This window comes from Streptomyces sp. NPDC040410, assembly GCF_055595715.1.
In genome coordinates this window covers 66,456-91,344 of sequence record NZ_JBVIVK010000023.1, presented here as the reverse complement: position 1 = coordinate 91,344, position 24,889 = coordinate 66,456, and the positions used below count along the sequence as shown (strand labels likewise).

The following is a 24,889-nucleotide window of genomic DNA, read 5'->3' as shown; positions in this document are numbered from 1 at the left end:
GTGCTGGTGGGAAGAGGGCCGCCGCCGATCCGGTGGCCGGTGCCGCAGGGCCTGCCGTCGGGCCGGCGAGCGCACCGAGTCGCGCGTACTGCTCACCCCTGCAGGCGGCGAGCCGGGGCGACGGGCCGGCATCGCACGCGTGTGCCGGAACGGACACCGCCGTCAGACGGCGTCCGGGCTGCCGACGAGAATCACGCTCTTCACCCCGCCGATCTGGTAATTGCAGGTCAGCGCATAGTCGAAGTCGAGAGGCCTGCTGCTCGTGCCGGGTACGGGGTCGAACGGCAGGCCGTCGACGGGCTGTTCGCAGTTGGCCGTGGGACACACCTGGCCGCGCTGCATCATCAGCAGACTCAACGCCACCCCGATGCAGCCCGCCGGAGCTCCGTTGTGGCCGAAGCATGCCTCCTGCGAGGTCATCACCAGGCCGCTGTCCGGGCCGTAGAGCTGCCTTACCGCGTTCGCCTCGAATGCCGTGACCACCACGTCACCGTCGCTGCCGCCGTGGACGTAGGGCACCTGCGAGATGTCCCACCGGTCTCCCAGACACCGGCGGACGGCCTCCACAAGGGCGGCTCCGCTGTCGTCACTCGCCAGGGGGTTCAACAGCCCGTCGCGGGTCATGGCATGAGCCAGCACCTGGCCATAGGAGCGGGCGCCTCGCTGGTCGGCGTGCTTCCGGGACTCCAGGATGAGGGTCGCCGCTCCTTCGCCGTGGTTCACGCAGTCCGCCCGGCGGTCGTACGGGCGCATCAGACGGTCGAAGGACGGCAGGAGTTCCGGCATGCCGTCAACCCGGACAGCCTCGTACGCGCCCTGGGCAGAGCGCAGCAGTCGCTGGACGTTCAGGATGACCTCCAGGCCGAAGAGGTCCACGCCCGAGACGACGGCCAGGTCGACCACGCCCTTGGCGATCATCTGCTGGGCGTTGGCGACCTGCACGGCGGACGAGGCGCATCCACAGGACACGGTGAAGCACGGACCGGTCGACCGGATGAGCGCTCCCTGCACAAGGGAGACGTCGGACGGTGTGATGCCCTGCTGACCTCGGACGAACAGCTCCATCGCCTCCTGCGGGCTGGTCGTCAGCGGATCGGCCTCGAGCACCGCCATGTACGGTTCGACGTTGGTGTCCACCCCGCCACGTCCTGCCAGCACCGCCGCACACGTCAGGTCGCCCGCACGGAAGTCCAGCCCGGCGTCCCGGCAGGCCTCCACAAGCGACACGAGTCCGAACCTGTGGGCATTGGTGTAGTGGCGGGAGAACGCCGGCGGGATGTCGGGCAGCCGTGAGTCGAACATGGCCCGGGACAGGTCGACCGAACCGTAGTAGACGTCACCATGGACAAGGCATGACGCGCCGCGCGACGCGACGTCCCAGAGGTCGTCCACGGTGAACACCGGCCGACTGGTGCCCGGCAGGCAGAACCCCATGCCGGTGACCATGACGTCCCGCGCGCTCACTGGACAGGTCCTGCGGATATCTGGTGTTCCGGGCGCGGGCAAAGGGGGTTGCTCATCTTGACCTCCAAGAGGCAATTGAGGGTTCGCCGGTACCACAAAGGGAAAACGGGTCACGGCACCGGCCCTGCGGGGCCAGCTCGTCCCAGGCGGCTGCAAAGCCAACGCGGCTACTGTGCTCCGGGTTGATGGCGCGTCCAGTGGTACACCGGCATGGGGCCCTCACCGATGTCGGTGTACTCGCCGGTGAATTCGTAGTGCTCCCAGCGGCCGCAGTATTCGATCTTCACCGGTGAGGTGGTTCCTCCGCACGGCGCCTGCGCTACCTGCGGAGCACCGCTCGGACCGCCTTTGAGCAACACGAGACTGACGGAAGGCATGGCAGTATCCTCCTGCGATTCGAAGCACCTTTTGGGAATTTGTGGAGGACGCTCCGCCGCGAGCGTTTCCAGAGAACCCATACCCAGTTAAATTCCGCAAAGAGGCAAAGTACAGACGAGTGTTGAAGCGCAGGAGACGTGTGCGATCGCGAAATGTTCTCGTCCGTTAATCGCCACGCAAATGAGCTCCCCGTACGTCAGGGGCTGCTCCGGCGCACACCCTGGCCGATCAGCCCGTGAGCAAGTGCGCTGCGGTGAAACGCGGCTGCCCCGACCGGGAGCCTGTCCGTGCATCGGAGGGTGCGGCTGGACAGCTCGATCGCCGACCGGTAGACAAGCACACGGAGCTGCCGCAGCACGGTTGATCTTGGTCGTGAAACCGTTTACCAGTTCATCGTTCCGCTGGCGCGTCCAACTCGCGGGCAGGAGAGTCAGCTTGGCAACGGCTCATGGTGCGGGGTAAGTGCCGGCAGGGGGCCGCGCGTCGGAAGGCGCGCAGATACACGGCGGTCGGTTGGGGGACAAGAGCGCCAAGTCGTGTACGCGGGGCGTGCGAGGTGCGGGCCGGGTAGGCGTGCGCACCTCATAGGGCCACACGAGGCGGCGCGGCCGTCTGTGGGGGCGCACCTCGTAGGTCGTGCGCACACGTCAGAAGTGGCTGTTCACGCCTCCCTGATCCGTTCTGTGACCAGCATGGTTATGGGAAGCGATTTCTGTCTTTCCGCTGTTCAGCAACGCGCATGCCTTCCCCTATGTCTGCCGCCTGCCGATTGCGCCGGGCGCTGCCCTGGCTGGAGGAGTCCCGTGTCGCTTGTCCGACTTCGTCTCGTCGGCGGTCCTGCCGGCCTCGACGAGCAGCTGCGCGAGCGGCTGGTGCCTGTCGAAGGCATCGACGACCACATCCGCGTGCGGCACCTCGCGGGCTACGAGCACTTCTGGTACGTGACCGATGAGGAGCCGGACGGCCACGGGCACAGAGTGCGCCGTTACGAGTGGTCGTACCGGACCGCCATCGCCGAGTAGGACCCCGTGTCCTACGTGGTCAGGCGGCGCCCCCGCCCCCACTGCCGCCGTAGCCGCCCCTGAACCAGCTCCACCCGCCCGACCGGCGCCTGCCGCCCTGTCATGTCAGAGCAGTCCGTGATCGCGTGCGTAGAGGGCGGCCTGCGTACGGTCGCGGAGGCCGAGGCGGCCCAGAATGCGGGAGATGTGGTTCTTGACCGTGCCTTCGCTGAGGAAGAGCCGGGTGGCGATCTCGCGGTTCGTCGATCCCTCGGCGATGAGCCGCAGCACCTCGGTCTCGCGGGCGGTCAGGCCGGTCGAGACGGGCAGGCCGACGGGCGGCCGGTGTGCCGATCCCCTCGCCGGCTCCGGTGCGGAGGCCAGGTAGCCGGTCACCGAGGCGTCGAGCTGGGTGATCCCGGCGTGCGCCAGCCGCACCGCGTGGGCCAGTTGCGCGGCCGGAAGGTTCTTGAGCAGGTAGCCGCCGGCGCCCGCCCGCAGCGCCTGCACCACGTACTCCTCGTCATCGAACGTGGTCAGCATGACGATTCGGGCCCCGCACCCGCGTCGGCGCAGGACCGCCAGGGTCTCGATGCCGTCCAGGCCCGGCATCCGTACGTCCATAAGGATCACGTCCGGGCTGAGCGCCAGCGCCTTCTCGACCGCGTCCCGGCCGTCGACGGCCGTCCCCGCGACGCTGATGCCCGGCTGGATGTCGAGCAGGGAGGCGATACCGTCCCTGACCAGCTGCTGATCGTCGACCACCAGAACGGAGACGGTGGCCTCGGGCGGCGAGGCCGGGCCCGCGGTCATCCGGCCGCCTCCCGTGCGGCGAAATCCGCGTCGGCGCCCGGAGCCGGGGACCGGGGCGTGCGCGGGACCTCCACGATGAGCCGTGTTCCCGCCCCCGGTGAGCTGTCGACGCCGACGCTGCCGCCGAGCAGCAGCACCCGTTCCCGGATGCCGAGCAGGCCGAATCCCCGCCCCTGGTCACCCGTCCCGCCGGACGGGGGCCGGAACCCGTGCCCGTCGTCCGCGACGACGAGACGCGCGCCGTTCTCGCCGTAACGCAGCGACACGGACACCTGGCGGGCGTCCGCGTGCCGGCGCGCGTTGGTCAGCCCCTCCTGGGCCGAGCGGTAGAGCGCCATCAGCGTGGCCCGGTCGTACGCGCGCTCCTCGGCTTCGCCTTCGACGTCGAGGCGGGTGCGTACGCTCCCGTCGTCGCCCTGCCGTACGAGCTCGGCGAGCGCGGACGGCAGGGAGAACGGCGCGGTGTCGTCGCGCAGCGCACGCACCGACGTGCGGACGTCCTCCAGGGCGAGCCCCGCCGACCGCCGGGCGTCGGACAGGGCCTGCTCCGCGGCGGCCGGATCATGGTCGCGGAAAACCGACGCCTTCTCCAACTGGACGGCGACCGCCGTCAGGTGGTGGCCGAGGCTGTCATGGATGTCGCGGGCGAGCCGGTTGCGTTCCGACGCGGCGGACAGCTCCGCGACCCGCTCCGCGTACTCCGTCAGCCGGGCGTGGGAGTCCTCCAGCTCGCGCAAGGCGCCCTCCAGCCGCGCCCGGCCGTCCTGCTCACCGACCGCGACGGCGGCCATCGAGAGGGTCAGCACCAGGCCGATGACCAGCATCAGCAGGTCGGAGACATACGCCGGGTCCGTGTACCAATCCGGCGCCGACAGGGAATACAGGCCCAGGACCACGGCCGCACAGCACGCGCCCAGCGCGAGCGCCGCAGCCCGGCCGAAGGCGAAGTACGCGCTGAACGGCACCAGCACCAGCAGAGCCCGCGACAGCCCCGATATGTCGAGGGAGGCGACGAGGGCGATCAGACCCAGGCGGGTGGCGAGCAGCACCGCCGTCGGCCATGGGGGCGGCCAGCGGAGGAGGCGGTGCTTTTCCACCTGCTCCAGGGCGAACAGCAGCACCAGACCCGCGACGAAGCCCGCGGTCCGTGCGGTGCGCGCATCCTGGGCGCCGGGGCCCGCGAGAGTGAGGTACAGCCCTGCGGCCAGAACGGTGCCGTAGAGCAGTGGCGCCACCCACGGCACGGGACGGGGGACCTCACCGGTGCCGGGCGCGCGGCTCAGGCCGTCGCGGCCTCGCAGGCGCGCCACCGCGCCCGCCGCCCATGGCATCGCCATCGGTGGTACCTCCCAGATGTCCGTCCGTGTTCCGGCCCTTCCCCGTCCTGCCTCCCCCGGCGCGGCCGGTCCGGGCACGGCTTCCCAGGCTAGGGCCCGGCGACACGGCCGCCCAGCATTTCACGGCGGGGCCTGACCGACGGCACATGCCGTTCGGCCACCGATCCGGCGCGCGGCCCATGACCTCCCCGCCAGGTCCGGCCATCCGTCACTTACCGCCCCCGCCGGGCGGCTTCTACGGTCGTCGTGTCCCTGGTTCGCCGCATCCTGACAGCGCATACCCGCGCATCCTGCGAACCCGCCATCGACCACGAGAGCGTGACGTATGCCACTGCCTTCCTGGCTTTTCCGCTTCGGCGCCGTCTGCGGCGCCCTCAGCGGCCTTTTCATCAGCCTGCCCGGCATCATCGAGGCGTTCACCGGAGAGACCGCCGCGACCAGCTTCGTACTGGCTCTGTCGCCGCCGCTCGCCATCCCCCTGCTCACCGCCCTCCAACTGCGGCAGCACTTCAAGGCCGGACGCTTCGGCGCGGTCGCCTACGGGGTGAACCTCATCGGCCTCGGCCTCTTCGGCGGTGCGGTGTTCGCCCTGGACAACGTGGTCTTCTACCTCGACAAGCCGGTCGTGAAGGATCTGTTGCAGGGCCCGGCACGCACGGCCCTCCTGGGGAGCGTGGCCGTCTTCACCGTCGGCACGGTGATGTTCGGCGTGTCGATGGTGCGTGCGGGAGTCTTCCCGCGCCTGGCGTCGTCGCTGTACATCCTGGGGCTGGGTACGCTGGCTCTCGTCGGACCGCTGCCGGACTCGGTGTTCACCAGCGCCGTACACGTCCTCGCCGGGACGTCCCTCGTCTGGCTGTCGGTGTTCCTGTGGTCCCGGCCGTCCGTCGTGACCGGCGGGGCGGCGGCACAGGTACCCGCGGCACGGGAGCGGCGCAGCCAGGCGCCCTGACAGCCGTCGCCGGGCCGGGCGGCGACCTCAACGCACGCGGGAACCCGGGCGATGCCCTGAGCGACGCCCAGCGCTCCTCGTCCAGATGTCACTGCCCGGGGGGCTACGGCTGATGGCCCCGTGTGCGTCGCCCGGCGCGCCCCGCTATGCCACGACCTCAAGCCCGCGCCCAGTACCCGACCGCGTCCTGCACCAGGCCGTGGGGCGTCGCGAAAACCGCTGTGATGCCTATCCAGGCTCACAGGCCGTGTTCGTCCATCAGGCGCATCAGGTTCCGCTTGCGCTTCTGGGTGGTGCGCAGGGCAGCAACGTACGCGGTGAACTCGTCCGGCGTGCCGAGGCGTCGGTGGCAGTCGCGGACGTTCTGCAGCAGGCCGACCAACTGCTCGTAGACGGTGTTCCCGGTGTGCTTGGTCAGCGACTCGGCCAGGCGCAGGTAGACGCCGAGCGAGTCGGCGGGGCGAGTGGCACGCGCCAGGTCGGCGAGGGTGAGCCACTGCCTGTCGTGTGCGCCGGTTTCGGTGGCCGTCTGCCAGGCGGCGTCGATGTCCTTGTCGTCGAGCAGGGCGTCGAGCAGGGCTTGGCCGCCCACTTGCGCTTCGGCACTCAGCAGGGCCAGCGCTCCCTCCCGCTCCGTTGGCCAGCAGTCGGCGGCACGCGCGGCGGCGCGCAGCTGCTGGTACGCGAGCAGCGAGCGGCGGGCCCCGAAGTGGGCGCGGCGCACGGCGACGGCGTCGGGCAGCCGGTTCGCCTGGGCGTGGCGCTCGCAGAGGTAGTCGACGAGGGCGGTGTCGACGGTGGCCAAGTCGCCGGCCTCCCGGATTCCACGCTCCGCCCAGCGCAGGGCCTCGTCGGGCCGCCGGGCGGTGTCCAGTTCGCGGGCGATGACCAGGTGCGTCTGACCGTTGGGCGCGAGGTCGGCCGCGTGCACGGCAATGATCGCGTCAACGTCGCCGTCGGCCTTGGCCAGACGTTCCATCAGGTATTTCTCGGTCCAGCCACTGCGGTTGCACCGCCAGGCCTCGATCGCCAGCTCCCGCAGGACGGTCATCCCCCGTTCACCGAGGACGTCCTCGTAGTCCAGTGGATCCATGTCTGTGGGGTCGTCGAGGTCGCCGAGTACGTGGCTGACCAGCCACCGGGCGAGCTCCTCCGGATCGGGGCGCCCCGCGCGGCAGGCGGCAAGATGGGCGTCTGCGAGAGAGGAACCAACCTGCCCGAGCCATCCGTCGGAGTCGTCGACACTCTCCACAGCCACAGCCAGCAGCTTCATCGCCTCCCGCGCCAGCGTGATCGCGTCGGCGGCCCGTCCCGAGCCGGTGAGCGCGCCGATCGCGGACACCGCCTGGCCGGCCTGGTCGGCGTAGGCGCGGGCATCGGCGTATTCGACGTACCCGTACTGCGCGAACGGACCGATGTCGAAAAGTTCGCGGATGCGGGCCCGGACCGCGCCGTGGTCCCCGTGGTGGCTCGCGGCCCGCAGCTCCAGGCGGCGCCGCAACTGCCGGTCTTCACCGATCTGTTGCCGCAGCAGGTCGAGCAACTCGTTCCTGGACAGGGCGGACAGCCAGGCATCGAGGCCCTGCGCGCGGTCCCGGGCCGCCCTCCGCTGACGCGGCAGACTCTCCCGCTGGGCAAGCACGGTCAGGCCGAGGGCGACCAGGTGCTTACAGAAGTTGCCCTCCAGACCGTAGGGGCAGTCGCACTCACCGGACAGCCCGCCAGGTCCCTCCAGGGTCAGCTCGACCTCGTACCGTTGCGTGCCGTGGACGGTGGCGGTGACCCAGCCGTCACCGATCTCGACCCCGGACACCGCGTCAAGGTATCCGAGCCCGCGCTCGAAGGAACGGACACCGGACAGACTCTTCAGGTTCGCCTTGGTGAGACCGCCCATGGTCGTTCCGCCTTGCTCTGGTCGTGCACTCAACGTCGCGTCAGCTTAGTGGTCGACGCTCGAAGTCCTTCGGGGGTTGATCATGCGGCGGGGCGGGCGGAGGATTCTTCCTGTCGGCCGAGTGTGTGTCGGTCGAGCCGGGCCAGCAGTTCGTCCAGGTCGGAGGTGGTGAACTTCCACTGGAACGGCTGTGCCGTGGCGTTGTAGCGGTCTTCGAATGCTCGGAGCCGATCCTGGACCTCGCTGAGGTCCGTGAAGTCGTTGGGCCGAGACGACCTTGCGCTGGACGATCGAGAAGAAAATTTCGATCTGGTTTGTCCAGGAGGCGTGCACGGGGGTATGGACCATGACGGCGTTCGGAAACGCTTTGGTAAGGCGATCTATGGCCTTCTTCCCCCGGTGGGAGGAGCCGTTGTCGACGATCCAGAAGACGCGTCTGGCACTGGCCTAGGGCTCTTGCGTCATGACCTGGGTGACCAGGTTCATGAACGGCACGATGCCAGTCCTGGGTTCGCAGCGGCCGAAGACACGGGCGCGATGGACGTCGTAGGCGGCCAGGTAGGACAACGCGCCGCCGCGGTCGTATTCGTGGTTGACGCGCATGGCCCGGGCCTGCCCGGGTGCCAGGGTCGGGTGGCAGCGGCAGCGCGCCTGGATGGAAGTCTTCTCGTCCGCGGAGACCACGTACTCGTCCTCTCCCAGCGGGGTGCCGTCGAAGGTGCGGGCGTACAGGTCCAGCACGCGCGCGGCCTTGGGCCGGAAGGCGGGGTCGCGCACGAAGATCCAGGACTGGTACTGCCAGGGCTTGAGCGCGTCCTGCTTGAGCCAGCGCCGCACGGTGGAAGTGGAGATCGACCCGACGATGGACCGGTCCACCACTTCCCGGGCGAGCTCCGGACACGACCAGCGCGACAGCGGTGTCCCGGTCTCGGCGGGTAACTGACAGGCCAGCGCCTTGACCTCCGCGACCTGCAACGCTGTGAACGAGGCCGGCCGACCGGACCGCTTGCGGTCGGCGAGGGCGGGCAGGCCACCGGTGGCGAACCTGCCCCGCCAGGTGCGCACCGTCTCCACATGCAGCCGCGTCTGCTCGGATATCCGGGCGTTGGAACACCCATGGGCAGCCAGCAGCACGATAGTTGCGCGCTGTCGGGCCTGGTGCGGGGTCTTGTGACCGTAGGCCATCTTCTTGAGCCGGTGGCGCTCGGAGGCGGTCAAGGTGAGCGACACGGCTCGGGCCACAGGCATGGAAGGCAACGGCCAATCTCGGGGGGAACGGTTCGGGACGGTCAATCACCCTGAGCGACGCGCCGTCCGCTCCGTGGTTCAAGGGTTGCCTGTACTGCCAACCAGGGGCTCGGCGCCGGTAGGAGCCGTGATCGCTGGTCGGTGCTTCCCGAGCATGGTTGATGTGTCTGGCTGCCGGGTGTGAGCGGATTCGAGGTCAGGGCAGGGTGAGGATGCGGGGGCCGTCCTGGGTGATGGCGATGGTGTGTTCGATGTGGGCGGCTCGGCTGCCGTCGATCGTGCGCAGGGTCCATCCGTCGGGGTCGGTGCGGTAGTCGTTGCGTCCTCCGGCCATGAGCATGGGCTCGATGGCGAGGGCGAGGCCGTGGCGTAGGGGAAGCCGCGGCCGGGGCGTCCGTGGTTGGGGACGTGGGGGTCTTCGTGCATCTGGCGGCCGATGCCGTGGCCGCCGAAGTCGGCCGGCATGCCGCAGTCGGCCTTGCGGGCGACCGTGCTGATGGCATGGGAGATGTCGCCGATGCGGTGGCCGATGGTGGCGGCGGCGATGCCGGCGTCCAGGGCCTGCTGGGTGGCGGCGATGAGTTCGAGGTCGGCGGGGCGAGGGGTGCCGACGGTGAAGCTGATCGCGGCGTCGCCGGTCCAGCCGTCGAGTTCGGCTCCGCAGTCGATGCTGACCAGGTCGCCGTCGCGCAGGCGGTAGTCGTCGGGGATGCCGTGCACGACGGCGTCGTTCACGGAGGCGCAGATCACGGCGGGGAAGGGGATCGGGGCGAAGGAGGGCTGGTAGCCCAGGAACGGAGAGCGTGCTCCGGCCTTGCTGAGAACCGCGCGGGCGGCTTCGTCGAGCTCGCGCAGGCGAACTCCCACGGCTGCCGCTGCGCGGACGGCTGCGAGTGCTTGGGCCACGATGCGTCCGGCTTCTCGCATCGTCTCCAGTGCCGTGTCGGTTTTGATCTCCACCATGTGTCGTGACTCCCTGCGATGCAACGCTACCCAATACTTATACCGGTATTAGTATCACGGCATGGTGAGAGTTCCTTTGAGTCCGCAAGAGCGGCAACGCGGAGAGCGCTTCGGGATCCTGCTCCGCCGGGCCCGCGGTGACCGCAGCATGGTCGACGTGGCAGCAGCCGCCGGGGTGTCCGCTGAAACGCTCCGCAAGATCGAGACCGGCCGGGCCCCGACCCCGGCCTTCTTTACCGTGGCAGCCCTGGCCCACGCCCTGCACCTGTCCCTGGACGACCTCGCCGCCGCCTGCGCGGAAGACGCCGAAGGCGGCGAGCAAGCCATGTCGGCGTGACCGTCAGGCGCGCGCCATCCGGGTGAGCGTCGACCAGTAAGTCATACAACGGCCTACCTTCCTGCCGGCTGCAATGCTGTCAAAACCGGACCCCTGGGCTCTGCGCGGTATGACCATGCTCCGCGGGCAGATCGCCCGTTTGCGGGCAACGTGCACCCGGGCCGGTGCGGCGGCACCGCGTCCGACGCTGGGGACCGGCTGCACTGGCTCGAACCCGGACGGCCGTACCCGGTCATCTGGCCGACACTGACCCTGTAGGCCTCAACGCCGCCGAGTAATTCGCCGACCGCACCTCGGTGGAGCGACGGTTGAGTAGTTACCCTCATGTGGGAGCGCGACGCAGTCGAGAAGATCGATGACGTCACACTCAACGCCCTCGCACGGATGCACGGGAACCCCACAGAACGATGAAGAGAACAAGAAACGGCAGCATGCAGACGCAGTACGCAAACGGGTGCCGTCGGGCGTGGGCCACAGGTCCGGCCCGGGGTCCGCTCCGAGCGCATCGGACGGTTCTGTGATCGACGATTTTCTGCTGCCCACGCCAGGACAGAAGGTCCTGGCGGGAACGCACGGGTACCTGGGAGCCGATGCACGGCGGATACGTCTGGCGGACGGTACGCCTGTCGTGGTCACACTGCTCTCCGACGGGACGGCGCGGCTGTGGCATGTGGCGAGCCATGCACCAGTCGGCCCGCCGCTACCGGTGTCCGCCGTCACAGCCGCTTATGAAGTGACCGTGGTGCGCGATCGGTCCGGGCGTGAACTCATCGCCTGTACGGGCGACATGGAGGAAGACGTCAGGTGGCTGTGGGATCCCTCCACCGGGGCACGCGTCCCGGACGACACGGAGGTGGCGATCGTCGAGGAGGAAACCACCGTTGACCTCGCCGAGCCGCTGGCGTCCGAGCTGGACGTCTCGGTCGGCAGGATCACGGCGCTGCAGCGGCTGCCGGGCACCGACACGGTGGTGTCCGCGCACGAAAACGCCGACGAGCTGCGGCTGTGGGATCGCCTGACCGGGCGCCGGATCGACCGTATCGACGTCACGCCACAGCGCTACGTCGACGCGCTCGCCGTGGTGACCGGCCCGGGTGGCAAGCCACTGGTGGCAACGGCCGGCCGCTCCCACCCGCTCATTTGGTTGTTCGACCCGGCCACTGGCCGGCCGGTCGGTGAGCCGCTGGACGGACACATCGAAGGTGTGACCGCCCTGTTGACCTTCACCGGCGCCGACGGGCAGTCCCTGCTCGCCTCGGCGAGCTTCGACGGTTGGGTGCGCCTGTGGGACCTGAGTGGCGATCGACCGGTGAGCCGCGTGTTGGCAGGGCACACCGCCGGTGTCGACACGCTGACCGTGGTGCCGGGGCAGCGGCCGATGCTCGTCTCCGGAGGCATGGACCAGACCGTTCGACGGTGGGACACCGCGACCGCGACCGAGGTCGGTGAGCCGCTGCGGTTCGGCGACCGGGTCCAGGCGCTGACCGCCGTACGCGGTCCTGGGCTGCGGCCGCTGATAGCCGCCGGGGGCGAGTGCACCAGCGGGGTGGTGATGTGGGATGCGAACAGTGGCAGCCGTGCAGCGGAACTCAGCGACGGTTCCTCGGAGTCGACGTTCGAGCTCGCAGTCGTGCCCGATGCTCGCGGCGACCTGATCGCCCGGAACACCTTGGGGGGGGACATCCAGATATGGGACCCCGTTTCGCACGCCCTCCTCGCATCGCTGCGCGGTCATACCGAGGCTGTCTGGGGGCACGGCATCCCGATCGCCCTCCTCCCGTGGTCCACAACGGAGGGCACCGCCCTGCTGTCCGGCGGATGCGACGGCACGATCCGCTACTGGGACCCGTCACTCGTCACCGGACGCAACGTCGGCCCGTCCACGAACTGACCAAGCTGGAGAAGCTCGAACATCAGATTTCCGCATTGGCGGGACTCGGCCTGCCACTCGCAGCGGGTAGGACCGCGGATGAATGCTGTACTCCAGGCGAATTCTATGAGCGAATGCCGTTCGACCTGTTGCTGTTCACGCTGGGCAGCGAAGTCGAGGCCGAGCCATGGGGGCGATGGTTCTGCGACCGTGCGTGGAACTTCGACACCGCATGTGTCCGTGGCCAGGGCGCGTACGTCACGATCGCCAGACAACTGTGCCGTATCGCCGGTCGGCCCGAAGCCCTGACCGATCTACGGGATTACGTCGACGTCGACCGTCGAGAGGCATGGATCGAGTATTCGGTCGGTGACAGCCGACGTCGAGACCGGCCGGGCCCCGACCCCGGCCTTCTTTACCGTGGCAGCCCTGGCCCACGCCCTGCACCTGTCCCTGGACGACCTCGCCGCCGCCTGCGCGGAAGACGCCGAAGGCGGCGAGCAAGCCATGTCAGCGTGACCGTCAGGCGCGCGCCATCCGGGTGGGAATCAGAAGTTCCTGACGCAGCACGAACTCCTACGTCAACCCCCGAAGGACTTCGAGCGTCGACCACTTAGCTTGAATTTTATAGGTTTTTGCGGTGTTTTTGCTGCGCTTGAGTACGTCCGGTTTGTGCTGTTCCTTGCCGACGAGGTGCCCGCAAGTGGGGTTGGAGGTGCGGCCTTTGGGGCTGCCGGGGCCGCGGCGGGCGGCTTTCGGTGCGCCGGCGGGAGTGCCCAGGGGTGCGCCGGAGGCGGATCGCCTCGTCGGACTCGTCCCGGAGTGACCGATCCGGCGTCAGACGCTGTTTCCCAGGGGCGGCGTAGGTCGCGGGCGAGGGTGGCTGCGGACCTGGTGCCGCTGGGGGGTGGTGACTCATGCATGGGCGAGCGCAATCGGCGGTGTCGGTGGAGCGCTGCGGGATATGTCTGATGATCGGCGCGTTGACGGTTTTGAGGCTGTGTCTGCGGGAGTTCGACGTCGTTGTCGGCGCCCCATGCCCGGACCTCGGCGTGCTTGTGCCGCCTGGCCGAGCCCGCCACCCCCGCCACCCCCCGCGCAGGAAGCAACCAGGGCCGCGATCTTACGCGGAGGCGACGGTAAGACCAATCGTCGCAGGCGTGGCAGCCGAGGCGGCTGTGGCTGATCGGCATCAACGTGGCCTCCGGAACGATCTGGCACAGTTGCACACCGACGGCTCCGCCCAGAGCTTCAAAGTTCGGGGCACTTGTTCGCACCAGTTGGGGGGTGTACCAGCACGCGTGATGAACGTGCGGGTACTCGTGGACGTGGTGGTGGTCGCTTCGGTCGTCCCGGCCCTCGCGATCAGCCCGCGTGTTCCGGGCCACCGCCCGGACCCCGTCGCGGCGGCGGACCGCCGCGTCTTCTCGCCGGCCGCCTGGCTGGCGCTGGTGACCTGCCTGGTCTACGTCAACCAGGTACTGTTCACCGTCTATGTGCTCCGCGTGCACGGCGGGGACCCGTCGTTCGTCGCGCGGTATCTGCCCGCCGGATGGTTCGACCTGGCGTCGGCGCATCCCGTGCTACGCAGCCTGGCGGAGCACTTCCCGGCGCCGTGGCTTCTCGCGCCGAGCGTGCTGCGGATCCAGGCCTTCCTGGAACTCCCCTTCGTGCTGCTGGCGTTCGCGACAGCGGTGCGCTGGCTGGACGCTGATCTGTACCGCCGGATCGCGTGCTCCGCCCTGCTGCCGCTGGCCTCCATGTCGTACACGGCCGTGTTCTGTCTGGTCGAGTGGGACCTGCGCAATCCGTACACCGTCGACGACCTGGCGATCCGCGCCGTCTCGGCCGTGATCACCCCGCTGCTGATCGCCCGTGCGGCCGCGCGTGACACGGGGACGACCCGGGTGACGGCCTCCGTCGCGGGACTGCTGGTGTTCATCGGCTCTCTGGGAGCTCTGGGCGGCCTGGTACTGGTCGTGTACGACACCGCGCTGCTGTACAACTTGGGCCGGCTCGACGACCGTCTGCCGCTCGCCCTGGCTGCCGCGGGCGTCCTGCTCTGTCTGCGCGCGGCCGCGCCGCGCCTGCAGGCCCGGTCCACGTCCGCGCCGGCGCGGACGTTTGTGGTCCACGCCCTGCGGCGCTGGTTGGTGCTGTTCTTCGTGCCGGCCCTGGCGGTGCGGTACGGGCTGCTGTTCGGGACGCCGTCACTGGCCCTGGCGACGGGCGGACTGACGGCCACGGTCGCGTGCATGCAGGCTGGCCGCGACACGCTGACGAAGACGTGGGACTCGCCCGGAGGAGCCGCGCGACCGATGTCTGCCCTGCTGCTGGCCGGCGCGATCGGATGCGCGATCACAGCGGGAACCGGTGGCGCGGCCGTGGCCGTCCGACTGACCCCCAGGTCGTACGACGAGGTGGCCCTGCTGTCCGCCCTCGCCGGATTCCTGGTGACGGGCGTTGTCGTGTGTGGGCTCGTCGACACATGGCTGGCGGCCGTTCGCAAGAAGGCAGACGTCGATCGGTGAGGATCAGCTCCTCGTACCGGTCTGGTGCGGCAGCGCTGTCGAGTCTTCCCCCGCAGGGCGACTCCGAAAGGCCACAAAACGTTCAACTTCCGCACAGCACCACTCTTGGAAGCTGTCCTACAACCAACTCCCCTTCGTCTTCAGGACACAATGCCTGGCGAAGTACTGGGCCGCCCGGCGCAAGATCTCCCGCTCCAGCTCCCACTCGCGCTCTTCCTTGCGCGGCCGGGCCGACTCGGCACGCTCGTCGGCGCTCAACGCACCCGCGGTGGTGTCTTCCTGCTCGGGAGCGGCGCCCCCAGGTCCGCAGGTCTCCCGGTTCACCCCGAGCTCCACCGCCACCGAGTCGATCGTCCGGCCGGTGGACCGGACCAGCGTCACCGCGTCTCTTGAACTCGTCGCTGTACTTCGACGAACGTCCCACCTCGATCTCCCCTCCCGGATCCTCGAATCCGGTTGTCAGGGGTGTCCACGCCCAAGGTGCAACCTCAGGTCAGGGCTGAGTAGTTCTACAGATGGCGGGCGGGTGCCTGCCACCAAGAATTGTCTCTCGTTGTGGGGCTCACTTCTGCCCTGATGGCGGTTCGGCACGATGCGGGAGGAATACATGACGCGCGAGATTGGGTGGTGGAACGTGATGAGGGATGCCTGGGGAAGATCGTAGGGGGGATCATGGCGCTGATGGCGATGCTGATAGTTTTGCTCGTGGTAGGCGCTCTGCTCTCGTATCCGATGTTCTTTCTGCACAAGCTGGCCTCGATGAAACAGCCGCCGCAGTTGACGGTGGCGCAGATTGCTAAAGCAGTGGGGGGCCCTTGCGGTGTGGCCCTGTTGGTTGAATTGATCGGGGGGCGCTTGCACGGCCCGCTGTGGGTCAGGCTGGTGCGGCCGGCCGTGCTGGCCGCACTCGGATCGCTCGTAGCCGGACTGATCGGCTACCTCGGCCCGACTTTCCTCGGAGGAGAACCAATAGTCTGGGCCCTCGTAATGTTCGGTGCGAACGGTCTCCTGGTGTTCATATGGTTCGGGATGGTGCAAGCCTGGGCCGAGGAACAGTGAGGTTCACAACGCTGATCACTTCCGGATTCCGTGCAGGACGACCGCGGCGCGGTCGGTGTCGGCGGTCTCAATGCCAGTGACTCTGCAGCCTTCCAGAGTCCGTCAGCGACGACATCGGTGCAGGTCAAAGGCTCGCGCGCGCCAATGAAGGTGATCAGTCGGCGGAGGTTGAGGGCGGCGGCCCGGCCAAACCCTTTTCATGACTTCTACTCAAGGTCAGTCCGTCGGGCAGCGCGGGCGCGTCGCCCCCGGCCGACGCGCAAAACGACTGAGCTTGCCCCGATCCCCTACTGCGCCCGAGCCGCACATCCCGCCCAGCCCTTCTCCTTCACTCCAGCCAAGGCACAGGGTCTGGCCACGACGCCCCTCAATCGGCCAAGTGGGGCGGGCCCCGGAAGGACCGCTCACGTGAGCGCCGCGATGGCCGGGTTTCCCATACCGGAACGTGAGGTGCAAGCTGGAACTGAGGCCGTCTCGCCACCCCGGAAACGGGCTCGGCACGGGCGGTCTCGCCACTCCGAGTGGGCTCCCTCGGGCTCGTCAGGAGGGAAGCGAGATGACAGAGCAGGTCACCACCGGTACGCGTTGGCGCCTGGCCGGTGATTGGTTCGATGTGTGCAAGTGCGCCATACCGTGCCCCTGCACGTTCGCCCAGGCTCCGACCTACGGCGACTGCGAAGGCGTGTTGGTGTGGCATATCCGGGAGGGCAGCTTCGGCGACGTGCGGCTCGACGATCTCAACGTCCTGATGCTGGGGTCCTTCGTCGGTAATGTCTGGGCCGGCGCGCACACCGACGCGTACGCCGCGGTCTTCCTCGACGAACGAGCCGACGAACAGCAGCGCGGTGCGCTCGGGGCCATTTTCGGCGGTGAGGCGGGCGGATGGCCGGCGCAGTTCGGGGAGATGTTCCACCCCGAGATGCGGGGGATGGACATCGCCCCCATCCACGTGGAGATCGACGAGGACCTCGCCACCTGGCGAGCCGAGATTCCGGGCCGGGTCACGGCTACCGCCGAGGCGCTCACCGGCCCGACGACTCCGGACGGTGCACGCGTCCAGGTCCATAACGCCCCGGGCGCCGAGGTCGGGCCGGGCCAGATCGCCACCTGGGGACGGGCCACTGCCGACCGTGCCGACGCATTCGGCTTCTCTTGGGAACGCTCGGGGAAGTCGAGCAAACACTTCCGGTTCGACTGGAGCGGGCCTGACTGAAAAGCCGGGTGGCCCGGCGGGAACCGTATCCGGCGGACGCGCGACACCGGGCACGTGCCGCGGCGGTTCGACGTCCGGCCGAATCCGTGAACACGGGACCGTTACCACTCCCGACGTGTGCGATGTTACGGGGCGCGTTGCCCTTCAAGATCATCGGCCACTTCGTCTCCGCCCCCTCATCCTGGGCGAGGGTGCCTCCGCCCGCACTGGCATGTCCATCACCGCGTGGCCTCCATAGAACGGGCGGTCCCATCGGCCTGCTCCGTGCCTGGTTCACCCGTCGCTCGCACAGGAAGGGCGGAACGGGCCAGGTGATCACATGTCGTCCATCGACGGCATCGAATCCTGCAGCCCCGGCAGCAGCCAGTCCTGGAACGGCGCGAGCACGGCCAGCACCAGAAACGCGACGCCCACGACGCCGGCGAGCAGCGGGCCCCGGGACCACAGCTTCTCCACGAAGATCACCACGGCCAGTCCGGCCATCGCCGCCACGTTCATCACGCCGAGCGGGATCAGGACGACCATCAGTCCCGCGCAGCAGCCGACACAGTAGGCGCCGTGATGGACTCCCACCCGAAGGTCACGCGCGGGCTGCCGGAACCCGGCGTAGCGCACCAGGTGGCTCATGGGGTCGCGACAGTGCCGCAGACAGACGTACTTGAGGGGGCCGAGCTGATATAGGCCCGCGAGCAGGAAGGCCACCGCGCCGATCCAGCGTCCGACGGCCGGATGGTCGCCTACCAAGCCGCCGGTGAGGGCCAGGGCCGCGTAGGCGAGCAGTCCGAAGCCGGTCCACACCAGCAGATACCCGCCGACGAACTCGACGGTGCGCACGGTCCGCGTCCAGCCGGAGGACTGCCGGCCGATCCCGCGCACCCACGTGATGGCCACCGGCGCCATGGACGGGAGCATCATGGCCGCCATCATCGTCACCCACAGCAGCAGAAACAGCGGCAAAGCCATTCCCATCGTGCCGGGCTGGACTCCCATGTCCCGGGCCTGCTCAATCGTCAGCGCCCAGGCGGGCGCCGCGATCAGGACGACCAGGAACCAGGCGGCCGCGAGATCCCGCGCCGGCAGCAGGCCTCCGCTGGCTCCGGTCGGCGCGGGCGACTGCGTGCGTGCGAAGACGAAGGTCCGGGCGAAGCGCATCGGCGTGCCCTCCTACGGATACATCCAGCACACCACGCCTCAACGTACGGCGCGACCTCACCAAACTCACGTTCCTTGAGAGGCCCTGCCCGGGGTGCAGAACGGCCAGGCGGCCGGCTATCCGCCTCGGGCAGGCGCCTTCTCGGAGGCAAGCGCAGTTCCTCAGTCGGCGGCCGGTCCGGGCAGTCCGACGGCGACGAGTGCTTGGCACCAGGGCCGGGTGGGCACGAGGTCGTCAAGCCACCGCAGACGCCCACGGCCGGTGCCCGGCTGGGACGACGTCACCGCACCGCGCGCGCTCACCATCCTCACCGCCTCCCTCGCGGTGCTGGTGTCCGTCAACGGAGCCACCTGCCAGGCCGGGCGGCGGGAAGACCGGGCCACCGTCCTGCGCGCGCGGGCACCGCTCCGTCGACCGCGCCTGCACTCGAAGGCGATTCGTGTGGGTGTGCCCAGGCGGGAACGGGCCCACCGACCGGCTGATCACCGCACTGCTCGCCAGGGATCCGCGGCGCGCCGCGCGCTTCCGCCGCGCAGCCGTATCGTCAGCTTCATGCGGCGGCACGGGCCCACTCGGAACGCGCTCAGCCCAAGTCTGATGCAACATGCCTCAAACTGGTTCGGGTTGCGGTTCCGGTTGCTGCGCTGGTGCGGCCTTCGGTTCCCACAGTTCGGTGGTCCGCACGTAGCCGCGGACCACTGAGGTCATCGCCAGAATGAGAAGTGGTCCGAACACCCACGGATGTTCGGCCATCTCCATCGGCAGATAGCGATATGACACCAAGAGCGCAGCGAAGACCGTTGCCCCGTAAGTGACCAGCCGGATTCCTGGCCGGTCCCAGCCGCGGTCGAGCGACCGCAGCGCTGCCTCGATCGTGAACGCGAACACCACGCCTGCAACGAGATCCGCGCCGTAGTGGTAGCCGAATCCCAGTGTTGCGCCGAGCGTAGCAATCAGCCAGAACGTGCCTGCGAATTGCAGGATCCGTGGTCCCTTGCGGGAATGGATGAAGATCGCGGTAGCCCACGCCGTGTGCAGGCTGGGCATGCAGTTGCGCGGCGTGATCTCGTCGAACGGCATCTCGTGCGGGGTATCGAATGGCGGTGGCGTGTCCGGCCACAGGTTGGCCACCGCCCAGTGCCCGCCGTCGGCGCCGTAGGCGAAGATCGGTCCGACCACCGGGAAGATCATGTAGATGCCCGGCCCGAGGAGGCCGATCACCAGAAAGGTGCGCACCAGATGATGGCTCGGAAAGCGGCGCTCGGCCGCCACGTTACGCAGTTGGTACAGCGCGACGACGACCGCGGCCACTGCAAGCTGAGCGTAGATGTAGTCGAGTGTACGGGCACCGATCGGGCCGGTGGCCGTGACCATCCGGCCTACCAGCCACGACGGGTCGCCCAGCGCGTGATCGGCGGTTGCGACGTACTGGTCGAGCACAACCGGTCGGCTCTTCGACGTGATGAGTAGCCAGGTATCGCCAGTCTTGCGGCCCGTCACCAGCAGCAGGCCCAGCCCGACGGCCTTCAGCAGCAGGACACGTTCCCGGCCGGTGCGGTGCGTGACAGCGATGACCGCATAGCCCAATATCACCCACAAGGCGCCGTTGCCGAAGGGGTGGCCGTCGGTCATTTTGGCGCCGACCGCCCACCGCACCAGCAAGAAGACGACGTCGATGCCGATCGCGGCACCAGCCGCGATGAACCGTTGCCGCGGGGTGAGCACCACCATCATCAACGCCATGCTGGCGTACAACAGGAAGCCCGATTTGGGCGGGAATATCAGCTCTCGCGCCTGGTTCGTGATCGGCCCCGGCAGGCCGTAGCGGCGCGCGGCGATCTCCAGCGCGATGAGGAATCCGAGGGTCGCCACACCCACCAAGGCCCACAGCAGCGCCCGTGGTTGACGCCACGCGGTGAATGCAATTCTGCATCTTATTCGCGAAAACATCCGTGATGTTATGCCTATCAATTTTCAGCCGATTTGTTAGATTTTCAGAGCGATCATCGTGAGTTCGAGCATGTTATCGGAGCGGAACGGCCGGACTTCGCTGGTCACGGGTGGCGCGAGGGCCGGTCGATGCTGCGCTCGATGGTCCAGCACCTCGGGGATGACCATGGAACTCTCGACGCCCGCGGGCATAGAGGCGTCACGCGTTGCCCAGCGGCTCTGAGGCGTGTGCGCGGGGCCGTGAACTGGCAGCCCGGGCAGGGATGTTGGCATACGGCCAACACACCGAATACGGCGAGCAGTTCCCCTTGGCGACGAAGCCTGGGACAACGGTCACGTCGACTGAGCCTGACCGCCGCACGCGGTGCAATTCAACCATCTTCGCAGGTCTGAGGGTGTGGCCCACTGTGACGCCAGACCAGCCGGACTGGCGATGGCGGTGGACCCGGCTGCTTGCCGGTCAGTGCCGTCGCCTTCCCCGCTCAGCCTCGTGTGGCGGTGACAGCGAGTCTGCGCAGCAAATGCGCGGTGGCAGCCGCCGGCCCTCGCCCGGCAGCCCGGCAAGGGCAGGGCCGGTCTTCCGTGCCCATCATCAGCGCGCAGCAGCAGACGCTCTTGGGCCCTGGCCGGCGCGTCAGCCACCGCTCGTGGTGTTCGCCAGCACAACACCCGCGCACATCAGCGTGGGAAGACGACCGTCAACAGGCGGAAGAGTTCGGCGCGCTCCTCGTCGGACAGGTTGTCCAGGCCGGTCTGCGTCTGCTCCATCCGCTCGCGGATCGCGTCGATCGCCTTCTCGCCCACCTCGGTGAGGGCGACGTTCTTCACGCGCCGGTCGGTGGTGCTGACTTCGCGGCGGACCAAATCGCGCTTTTCGAGTCGGTCGATGATCCCGGTCATGTTCGACGCGTCGCAGGCGAGGGTGTCCGCGAGCGAGCGCATCGAGGCGGGCGCCCGGCGCAGCACCGTGAGGGTCTTCGCCTGGCTGGCGGTGAGGCTCATGTCAGCGGCGGCTGCCGTGAAGTCGGCGTAGTGCGTACTGACCGAATGAGCGAGCAGCTCCATGAGCTGCGCCTTGGACGGGATGGGCGCCATGCGTCGAGGGTACCGCGCGAAGCTTGACCCTCCCGATCTTTGACCTCCACCACCAGCTCCCATTGTTTGCACCGGCAGCCTCGTCCTGGTGCTAGGCCTCGCCGCTGGTCCGCGCGGCTGCCCGGCGCCATGGCCCTGGTCAGCGGAACGCTCGGGTTCGGCAGCGGCCTGGCCCTGGTGAGCGCCGGACTCCTGCCCCAGGGTGCGCACCCCGACTACCACCTCGTCTTCTGGCTGGCCGCCTCGGAGGCATGCTGGTACGCCGCATCGGCGCACGTTTCACCCTCGCCGCCGGTGCCTCCTTCGGCGTCGTCGGGTTCGCCTGGCTGACCCTCGCCCACGACACCACCGCGTCGGTGATCTGGCCGGCATGGTCGTCGGCGTTGCCATCAGCTTCGGCTACGCCGCGATGGCCGCCCTGATCGTGGCCGTCGTTCCCCACCACCAGACCGGCATCGCCAACGGCATCAATTCCATCTCCCGCCGCACCGGCAGTGCGATCGGCAGCGCGGTCATCAGCTCGCTCGTCGCCTCCAAGACGCTGACATGGCATTCCTGCTGGTCATCGCCGTGGCCATGGTCGGCCTGGCGACCCGCCGCACGTCCCCCTCGCCCACCACCGGCGCGCCCGCCCCGCCAGCGATCGCGAAACCACGTCCGCACGCACGGCGGTCAGTGCCTGACCGCACTCCGTGCAAGGCCGCGCCGGAGCTCCGTCACCGCCCGCGGGACGACGGCCGGCGCCGCGCCGGCCGTCGTCCCGCCATGGCCAGAGCCACCCGCTGCCGGCGGAGTGGCCGCCTATTCGGTGATCTTCAGGAGCTTGTTCGGTGTACCGGAGCCAGGGTTGTTGATTTTGTCGGCGGTGGCGCCGCCGGTCAGCGCTGTTGCCACGGCCGCGGGAGTGGCGTCGGGGTGGCCGGCCAGGTACACGGCGGCGGCACCGGCTACGTGAGGTGAGGCCATAGAGGTGCCGGATATCGTCTTGGTGCCCGTGTCGCTGTCGTTCCAGGCCGAGGTGATGTCGGAGCCAGGCGCGTAGATGTCGACGACCTGGCCGAAGTTGGAGAAGTCGGACTGGGCGTCGTCCTTGGTGCTGGAGGCGACCGTGATGGCTTCCGGTACGCGGGCGGGCGAGGACTGGCCGGCGTCGGTGGATTCGTTGCCGGCGGCGACGGCGAAGGTGACGCCTGAGGCGATGGCCTTGCTCACCGCCGCGTCCAAGGCGGGGTCGGCGCTGCCGCCGAGGCTCATGTTGGCCACCGAGGGTCCCTGGTGGTTCTTGGTGACCCAGTCGATGCCGGCAACGACCTGCTCGGTGGTGCCAGATCCGTTGTTGTCGAGGACTCTGACGGCGACGATCTTCGCCTTTTTGGCGACGCCGTGCTGGGCGCCGGCGATGGTGGCGGCGACATGGGTGCCGTGGCCGTTGCCGTCGTCCGCGGTGTCGTCGTTGTCGATGGCGTCGAAGCCGTAACCGGCCCGTCCCTGGAAGTCCTTGTGCGTGATGCGCACCCCGGTGTCGATGACGTAGGCGGTCACCCCTTCTCCCGCCTTGTCCGGGTAGCTGTACTTGCTGTCGCCGGCGGTGTCGCTCTGGTCGATCCGGTCCAGACCCCAGGAGGGCGGGTTGTCCTGGGTGGCCGTGGCGCGGAACGTGCGGTTGGCCACGACGGTGCTCACTGCCGGGTCGGCGGCGAGGCTCTTCGCTTCTTCCTCGGTCAGGTTTGTCGCAGCGAAGCCGTTGACAGCCGAGCCGTAGGACCGGTGGAGCAGGCCGCCGTAGTGCTGGGCCAGTTCCTTCTTGTCATCGGTCGATGCCTGCTCGTCGAGCAGGACGATGTAGCTGCCGGCGACCCTTCCTTTGGCGCCGAGGCCGTGAACGGTGCCCTGGGCGGGCTCACCAGCATGGGCCGATGCCGGCATGAGCAAGGCTGCCGTGGTCGCAGCCGCTGCGGTAGAGGCCGCGACGGTCAGCTTCAAGGTGCCGACACGCAACTGATGCGTCATTGTGAGGGGTCTCCTCATCGGTGGGGGGATTGCCTCCAGCGAAGGCGTCACGCGGAGGTGACGAGAAGACTGACGGGTTGTCACGTTCAGATCAATACCTGCGGTGGCCCGTCGACGGGCCCTCGGCCTGGATCTGCACAGGATTCGCTCATTGCCGAACCAACCCCGGTGCGAACGCTCAGCTAGACGCGTTGGTTGAAAATGGAAAACGCTACTTGCGTGGGGGCTGTGAGTGTCTCCTTACACAATCCTCATCAAGCAGAACCCCTCAAGGGATCCGGCAGGGGAAAGCCGCTGCGCGGAAAGACCAAAAAGCACTCGTGGCACTGTGAAACAGGGCGTGGTGTGTTTAGCCAGCGAGTGTCGCCGTGCGTCGAGCGCAGGCCCTAACGCAACGGGGGAAGCTGACGGCCCCTCACCGTGAGGAGGTGGTCCAGTGGTGAGAGGTCGGCACGGAATACGCCCTCTTCGGAGACCGGCAGACGGCCCCATCGCCCTCGATCTGCCGCCGTATCCAGGAGGCCACCAGCCTGCGATCGTGTACGTCTGCAGTCTCGTCCAGCCGTCGAGAAGCACGACTCACTGCTGCCTGTCCAGTTGCCGCTCGATAAGGTGCGCAGGAACCCGTCCGGTCACCCGTCCCGCGCTCGCCTTCAACTCCCGCAGGTTTGGCGGCACTTCTCTCACGAAATCGCCGCACCGTGATGGCGGAGGTACCGCAGCACGGGCAAAGGCTGTCGCTTGCCGCACAGACCTGCGCGCAGAGGCCGAGCGGACAGCCACACGCAACTGCCTGCGACAGACGCGGCGCAGGGACAGGGGGCTGCGGCCGAGAACCGGAGCCGGAGCATGTTGCGATTAGAGCTGGTTGGGGCCATTTCACCGGCGTGCGATGGTAGTCGGTGCGGTACACGGCTCCGCACCAGTTGGTGGTCACCCACCTGAGGAAAGGCGATTCTCCAGCGCCTGCGGCAGCGGGTAGGCGCGCTCGGTGGGGAACAGCCGTTGGGCTTTTGTGGCATGCCCGGTCTGTATCAGTGCCGCGGCCTTGCGGACCTGCGGGGTGAGGTCGGTGAGACTGACGATCCAGTCGTCGGTGAACGTGCGGATCAGGTGGCGGCCGATGCCGACCTGGATGCTGTAGTGGTTGAGCGCCGCCCCGCGCTGCGAGCGCTCCGGGTCCCATTGGACATGCACGGTCGCCTGGGCCACGGCCGCCGGGTCTGCGGTCGTCAGCACGGCCTGGGACAGGGCCTCCTCCCAGCCCTCCCGCGTCATCCGCACCGCGAGAACGCGCTCCTGACCGGGCTTGCGGGCCCAGTTGCTGCGGTGCATCAGCCACATGAACGACGGCTTGATCCATGTCATCCGATGGAACGAGAACGGCGCAACAAAGCGGCCCGCTCGCAGCGCCACGTCGGCGATGACAGGCGCGTACGCCTGGTAGACCACGATCGTTTGAGCGTCGTAGTCGGCACGAATCTGATGCTGGGGGGCCATGCGCCGCACCCTGCCACCCCTCCCATCAGCCTGGCGAGCCGTTTTCTCGCACCGATCCCGGAGCCCGTCTCGAAGTACGGGCTCGAACCGAGGGGAGTTGCCGTGGTGCCCGGCCGGGCAC

Annotated in this window: 22 protein-coding genes and 2 pseudogenes; 9 read left to right on the top strand and 15 right to left on the bottom strand. The window is 68.6% G+C overall.

The features are described 5' to 3' along the window. Positions 1-162: 162 nt before the first annotated feature. Together ACZ562_RS32620 and ACZ562_RS32615 are read right to left on the bottom strand one after the other, a co-directional pair. Positions 163-1,446, bottom strand: a complete 1,284-nt coding sequence (locus ACZ562_RS32620; RefSeq protein WP_471186649.1) for a beta-ketoacyl synthase N-terminal-like domain-containing protein — start codon at positions 1,444-1,446, stop codon at positions 163-165. A 185-nt stretch (positions 1,447-1,631) separates the two neighbouring features. Then, a complete protein-coding gene (locus tag ACZ562_RS32615) occupies positions 1,632-1,841 on the bottom strand; it encodes a DUF5988 family protein (RefSeq protein WP_471186637.1) in 210 nt (69 codons plus the stop codon). 804 nt (positions 1,842-2,645) lie between these two features. On the opposite strand from ACZ562_RS32615, the gene ACZ562_RS32610 reads away from it, so the two are divergent. Continuing rightward, entirely contained in the window at positions 2,646-2,864 is a 219-nt protein-coding gene (locus ACZ562_RS32610) for a DUF5988 family protein (RefSeq protein ID WP_471186634.1), read from the top strand. 105 nt (positions 2,865-2,969) lie between these two features. On the opposite strand, the gene ACZ562_RS32605 is transcribed toward ACZ562_RS32610, so the two are convergent. Continuing rightward, entirely contained in the window at positions 2,970-3,656 is a 687-nt protein-coding gene (locus ACZ562_RS32605) for a response regulator (protein ID WP_471186631.1), read from the bottom strand. After that, entirely contained in the window at positions 3,653-4,993 is a 1,341-nt protein-coding gene (locus ACZ562_RS32600; protein ID WP_471186628.1) for a sensor histidine kinase, read from the bottom strand. The genes ACZ562_RS32605 and ACZ562_RS32600 overlap by 4 nt, the downstream gene beginning before the upstream one ends. A 325-nt stretch (positions 4,994-5,318) precedes the next feature. On the opposite strand from ACZ562_RS32600, the gene ACZ562_RS32595 reads away from it, so the two are divergent. Then, positions 5,319-5,945 carry a hypothetical protein gene (locus ACZ562_RS32595; RefSeq protein ID WP_471186625.1) on the top strand — a complete coding sequence of 209 codons (627 nt, stop codon included), beginning with the start codon at positions 5,319-5,321 and terminating at the stop codon, positions 5,943-5,945. A gap of 238 nt (positions 5,946-6,183) precedes the next feature. Here the strand turns inward: ACZ562_RS32595 and ACZ562_RS32590 are convergent, their stop codons facing one another. The 3 genes and pseudogenes from ACZ562_RS32590 to map all read right to left on the bottom strand — a co-directional run bounded on the left by ACZ562_RS32590 (position 6,184) and on the right by map (position 10,050). Next, a complete protein-coding gene (locus tag ACZ562_RS32590; protein WP_471186622.1) occupies positions 6,184-7,839 on the bottom strand; it encodes an SWIM zinc finger family protein in 1,656 nt (551 codons plus the stop codon). Positions 7,840-8,286: 447 nt separating this feature from the next. Next, positions 8,287-9,087: an IS630 family transposase gene (locus ACZ562_RS32585; RefSeq protein WP_471186620.1), complete on the bottom strand. Its 801-nt coding sequence runs from the start codon at positions 9,085-9,087 to the stop codon at positions 8,287-8,289. Positions 9,088-9,283: 196 nt separating this feature from the next. After that, positions 9,284-10,050, bottom strand: a pseudogene (map, locus tag ACZ562_RS32580) (type I methionyl aminopeptidase). 61 nt (positions 10,051-10,111) lie between these two features. Between map and ACZ562_RS32575 the strand changes: the two are divergent. From ACZ562_RS32575 to ACZ562_RS32560, 4 genes and pseudogenes are all read left to right on the top strand, one after another. Next, entirely contained in the window at positions 10,112-10,387 is a 276-nt protein-coding gene (locus ACZ562_RS32575) for a helix-turn-helix domain-containing protein (protein WP_471186617.1), read from the top strand. Positions 10,388-11,126: 739 nt separating this feature from the next. Beyond that, entirely contained in the window at positions 11,127-12,278 is a 1,152-nt protein-coding gene (locus ACZ562_RS32570) for a WD40 repeat domain-containing protein (RefSeq protein WP_471186614.1), read from the top strand. Between the two features lie 360 nt (positions 12,279-12,638). Continuing rightward, positions 12,639-12,776: pseudogene (locus ACZ562_RS32565) on the top strand (helix-turn-helix domain-containing protein); the annotation flags it as partial. Positions 12,777-13,561: 785 nt separating this feature from the next. Continuing rightward, positions 13,562-14,788: a hypothetical protein gene (locus ACZ562_RS32560; RefSeq protein ID WP_471186612.1), complete on the top strand. Its 1,227-nt coding sequence runs from the start codon at positions 13,562-13,564 to the stop codon at positions 14,786-14,788. Between the two features lie 117 nt (positions 14,789-14,905). On the opposite strand, the gene ACZ562_RS32555 is transcribed toward ACZ562_RS32560, so the two are convergent. Then, entirely contained in the window at positions 14,906-15,169 is a 264-nt protein-coding gene (locus ACZ562_RS32555; RefSeq protein ID WP_471186610.1) for a hypothetical protein, read from the bottom strand. Between the two features lie 291 nt (positions 15,170-15,460). Between ACZ562_RS32555 and ACZ562_RS32550 the strand changes: the two genes are divergently transcribed. Both ACZ562_RS32550 and ACZ562_RS32545 read left to right on the top strand, forming a co-directional pair. Further along, positions 15,461-15,847, top strand: a complete 387-nt coding sequence (locus ACZ562_RS32550; RefSeq protein ID WP_471186608.1) for a hypothetical protein — start codon at positions 15,461-15,463, stop codon at positions 15,845-15,847. Between the two features lie 556 nt (positions 15,848-16,403). Continuing rightward, positions 16,404-17,060, top strand: a complete 657-nt coding sequence (locus tag ACZ562_RS32545) for a DUF1326 domain-containing protein (protein WP_471186605.1) — start codon at positions 16,404-16,406, stop codon at positions 17,058-17,060. 315 nt (positions 17,061-17,375) lie between these two features. Here the strand turns inward: ACZ562_RS32545 and ACZ562_RS32540 are convergent, their stop codons facing one another. The 4 genes from ACZ562_RS32540 to ACZ562_RS32525 form a co-directional block, all read right to left on the bottom strand. Then, the gene (locus ACZ562_RS32540) at positions 17,376-18,212 is read right to left on the bottom strand and encodes a DUF2182 domain-containing protein (RefSeq protein ID WP_471186602.1); all 837 of its coding nucleotides are present in this window, start codon (positions 18,210-18,212) and stop codon (positions 17,376-17,378) included. A gap of 162 nt (positions 18,213-18,374) precedes the next feature. Then, entirely contained in the window at positions 18,375-18,554 is a 180-nt protein-coding gene (locus ACZ562_RS32535; protein ID WP_471186599.1) for a hypothetical protein, read from the bottom strand. Between the two features lie 268 nt (positions 18,555-18,822). Further along, positions 18,823-20,163, bottom strand: a complete 1,341-nt coding sequence (locus tag ACZ562_RS32530) for a phosphatase PAP2 family protein (RefSeq protein ID WP_471186595.1) — start codon at positions 20,161-20,163, stop codon at positions 18,823-18,825. A gap of 678 nt (positions 20,164-20,841) precedes the next feature. Then, a complete protein-coding gene (locus ACZ562_RS32525; RefSeq protein ID WP_471186592.1) occupies positions 20,842-21,258 on the bottom strand; it encodes a MarR family winged helix-turn-helix transcriptional regulator in 417 nt (138 codons plus the stop codon). Positions 21,259-21,387: 129 nt separating this feature from the next. Between ACZ562_RS32525 and ACZ562_RS32520 the strand changes: the two genes are divergently transcribed. Next, on the top strand, positions 21,388-21,588 hold the full coding sequence (locus tag ACZ562_RS32520; RefSeq protein WP_471186589.1) for a hypothetical protein: 201 nt from the start codon (positions 21,388-21,390) through the stop codon (positions 21,586-21,588). A 69-nt stretch (positions 21,589-21,657) separates the two neighbouring features. Here the strand turns inward: ACZ562_RS32520 and ACZ562_RS32515 are convergent, their stop codons facing one another. From ACZ562_RS32515 to ACZ562_RS32505, 3 genes are all read right to left on the bottom strand, one after another. After that, complete coding sequence (locus ACZ562_RS32515) at positions 21,658-21,795, bottom strand: hypothetical protein (protein ID WP_471186586.1); 138 nt, start codon at positions 21,793-21,795, stop codon at positions 21,658-21,660. A gap of 264 nt (positions 21,796-22,059) precedes the next feature. After that, the gene (locus ACZ562_RS32510; RefSeq protein ID WP_471186584.1) at positions 22,060-23,268 is read right to left on the bottom strand and encodes a S8 family peptidase; all 1,209 of its coding nucleotides are present in this window, start codon (positions 23,266-23,268) and stop codon (positions 22,060-22,062) included. Between the two features lie 933 nt (positions 23,269-24,201). Next, positions 24,202-24,768 (bottom strand): DUF4291 domain-containing protein, encoded by a 567-nt coding sequence (locus ACZ562_RS32505; protein ID WP_471186581.1) that lies wholly within the window; start codon positions 24,766-24,768, stop codon positions 24,202-24,204. Positions 24,769-24,889: the final 121 nt, after the last annotated feature.

Excerpts from the sequence above, each read along its gene's own strand:
- ACZ562_RS32595 (WP_471186625.1), top strand. The coding sequence starts at position 5,319 with ATGCCACTGCCTTCCTGGCTTTTCCGCTTCGGCGCCGTCTGCGGCGCC.
- ACZ562_RS32560 (WP_471186612.1), top strand. The coding sequence starts at position 13,562 with ATGAACGTGCGGGTACTCGTGGACGTGGTGGTGGTCGCTTCGGTCGTC.
- ACZ562_RS32590 (WP_471186622.1), bottom strand. The coding sequence starts at position 7,839 with ATGGGCGGTCTCACCAAGGCGAACCTGAAGAGTCTGTCCGGTGTCCGT.
- ACZ562_RS32550 (WP_471186608.1), top strand. The coding sequence starts at position 15,461 with ATGGCGCTGATGGCGATGCTGATAGTTTTGCTCGTGGTAGGCGCTCTG.
- ACZ562_RS32600 (WP_471186628.1), bottom strand. The coding sequence starts at position 4,993 with ATGGCGATGCCATGGGCGGCGGGCGCGGTGGCGCGCCTGCGAGGCCGC.
- ACZ562_RS32520 (WP_471186589.1), top strand. The coding sequence starts at position 21,388 with ATGGCCCTGGTCAGCGGAACGCTCGGGTTCGGCAGCGGCCTGGCCCTG.
- ACZ562_RS32525 (WP_471186592.1), bottom strand. The coding sequence starts at position 21,258 with ATGGCGCCCATCCCGTCCAAGGCGCAGCTCATGGAGCTGCTCGCTCAT.
- ACZ562_RS32585 (WP_471186620.1), bottom strand. The coding sequence starts at position 9,087 with ATGCCTGTGGCCCGAGCCGTGTCGCTCACCTTGACCGCCTCCGAGCGC.
- ACZ562_RS32545 (WP_471186605.1), top strand. The coding sequence starts at position 16,404 with ATGACAGAGCAGGTCACCACCGGTACGCGTTGGCGCCTGGCCGGTGAT.
- ACZ562_RS32540 (WP_471186602.1), bottom strand. The coding sequence starts at position 18,212 with ATGCGCTTCGCCCGGACCTTCGTCTTCGCACGCACGCAGTCGCCCGCG.
- ACZ562_RS32510 (WP_471186584.1), bottom strand. The coding sequence starts at position 23,268 with ATGACGCATCAGTTGCGTGTCGGCACCTTGAAGCTGACCGTCGCGGCC.
- ACZ562_RS32615 (WP_471186637.1), bottom strand. The coding sequence starts at position 1,841 with ATGCCTTCCGTCAGTCTCGTGTTGCTCAAAGGCGGTCCGAGCGGTGCT.
- ACZ562_RS32505 (WP_471186581.1), bottom strand. The coding sequence starts at position 24,768 with ATGGCCCCCCAGCATCAGATTCGTGCCGACTACGACGCTCAAACGATC.
- ACZ562_RS32530 (WP_471186595.1), bottom strand. The coding sequence starts at position 20,163 with ATGTTTTCGCGAATAAGATGCAGAATTGCATTCACCGCGTGGCGTCAA.
- ACZ562_RS32605 (WP_471186631.1), bottom strand. The coding sequence starts at position 3,656 with ATGACCGCGGGCCCGGCCTCGCCGCCCGAGGCCACCGTCTCCGTTCTG.
- ACZ562_RS32575 (WP_471186617.1), top strand. The coding sequence starts at position 10,112 with ATGGTGAGAGTTCCTTTGAGTCCGCAAGAGCGGCAACGCGGAGAGCGC.
- ACZ562_RS32620 (WP_471186649.1), bottom strand. The coding sequence starts at position 1,446 with ATGGTCACCGGCATGGGGTTCTGCCTGCCGGGCACCAGTCGGCCGGTG.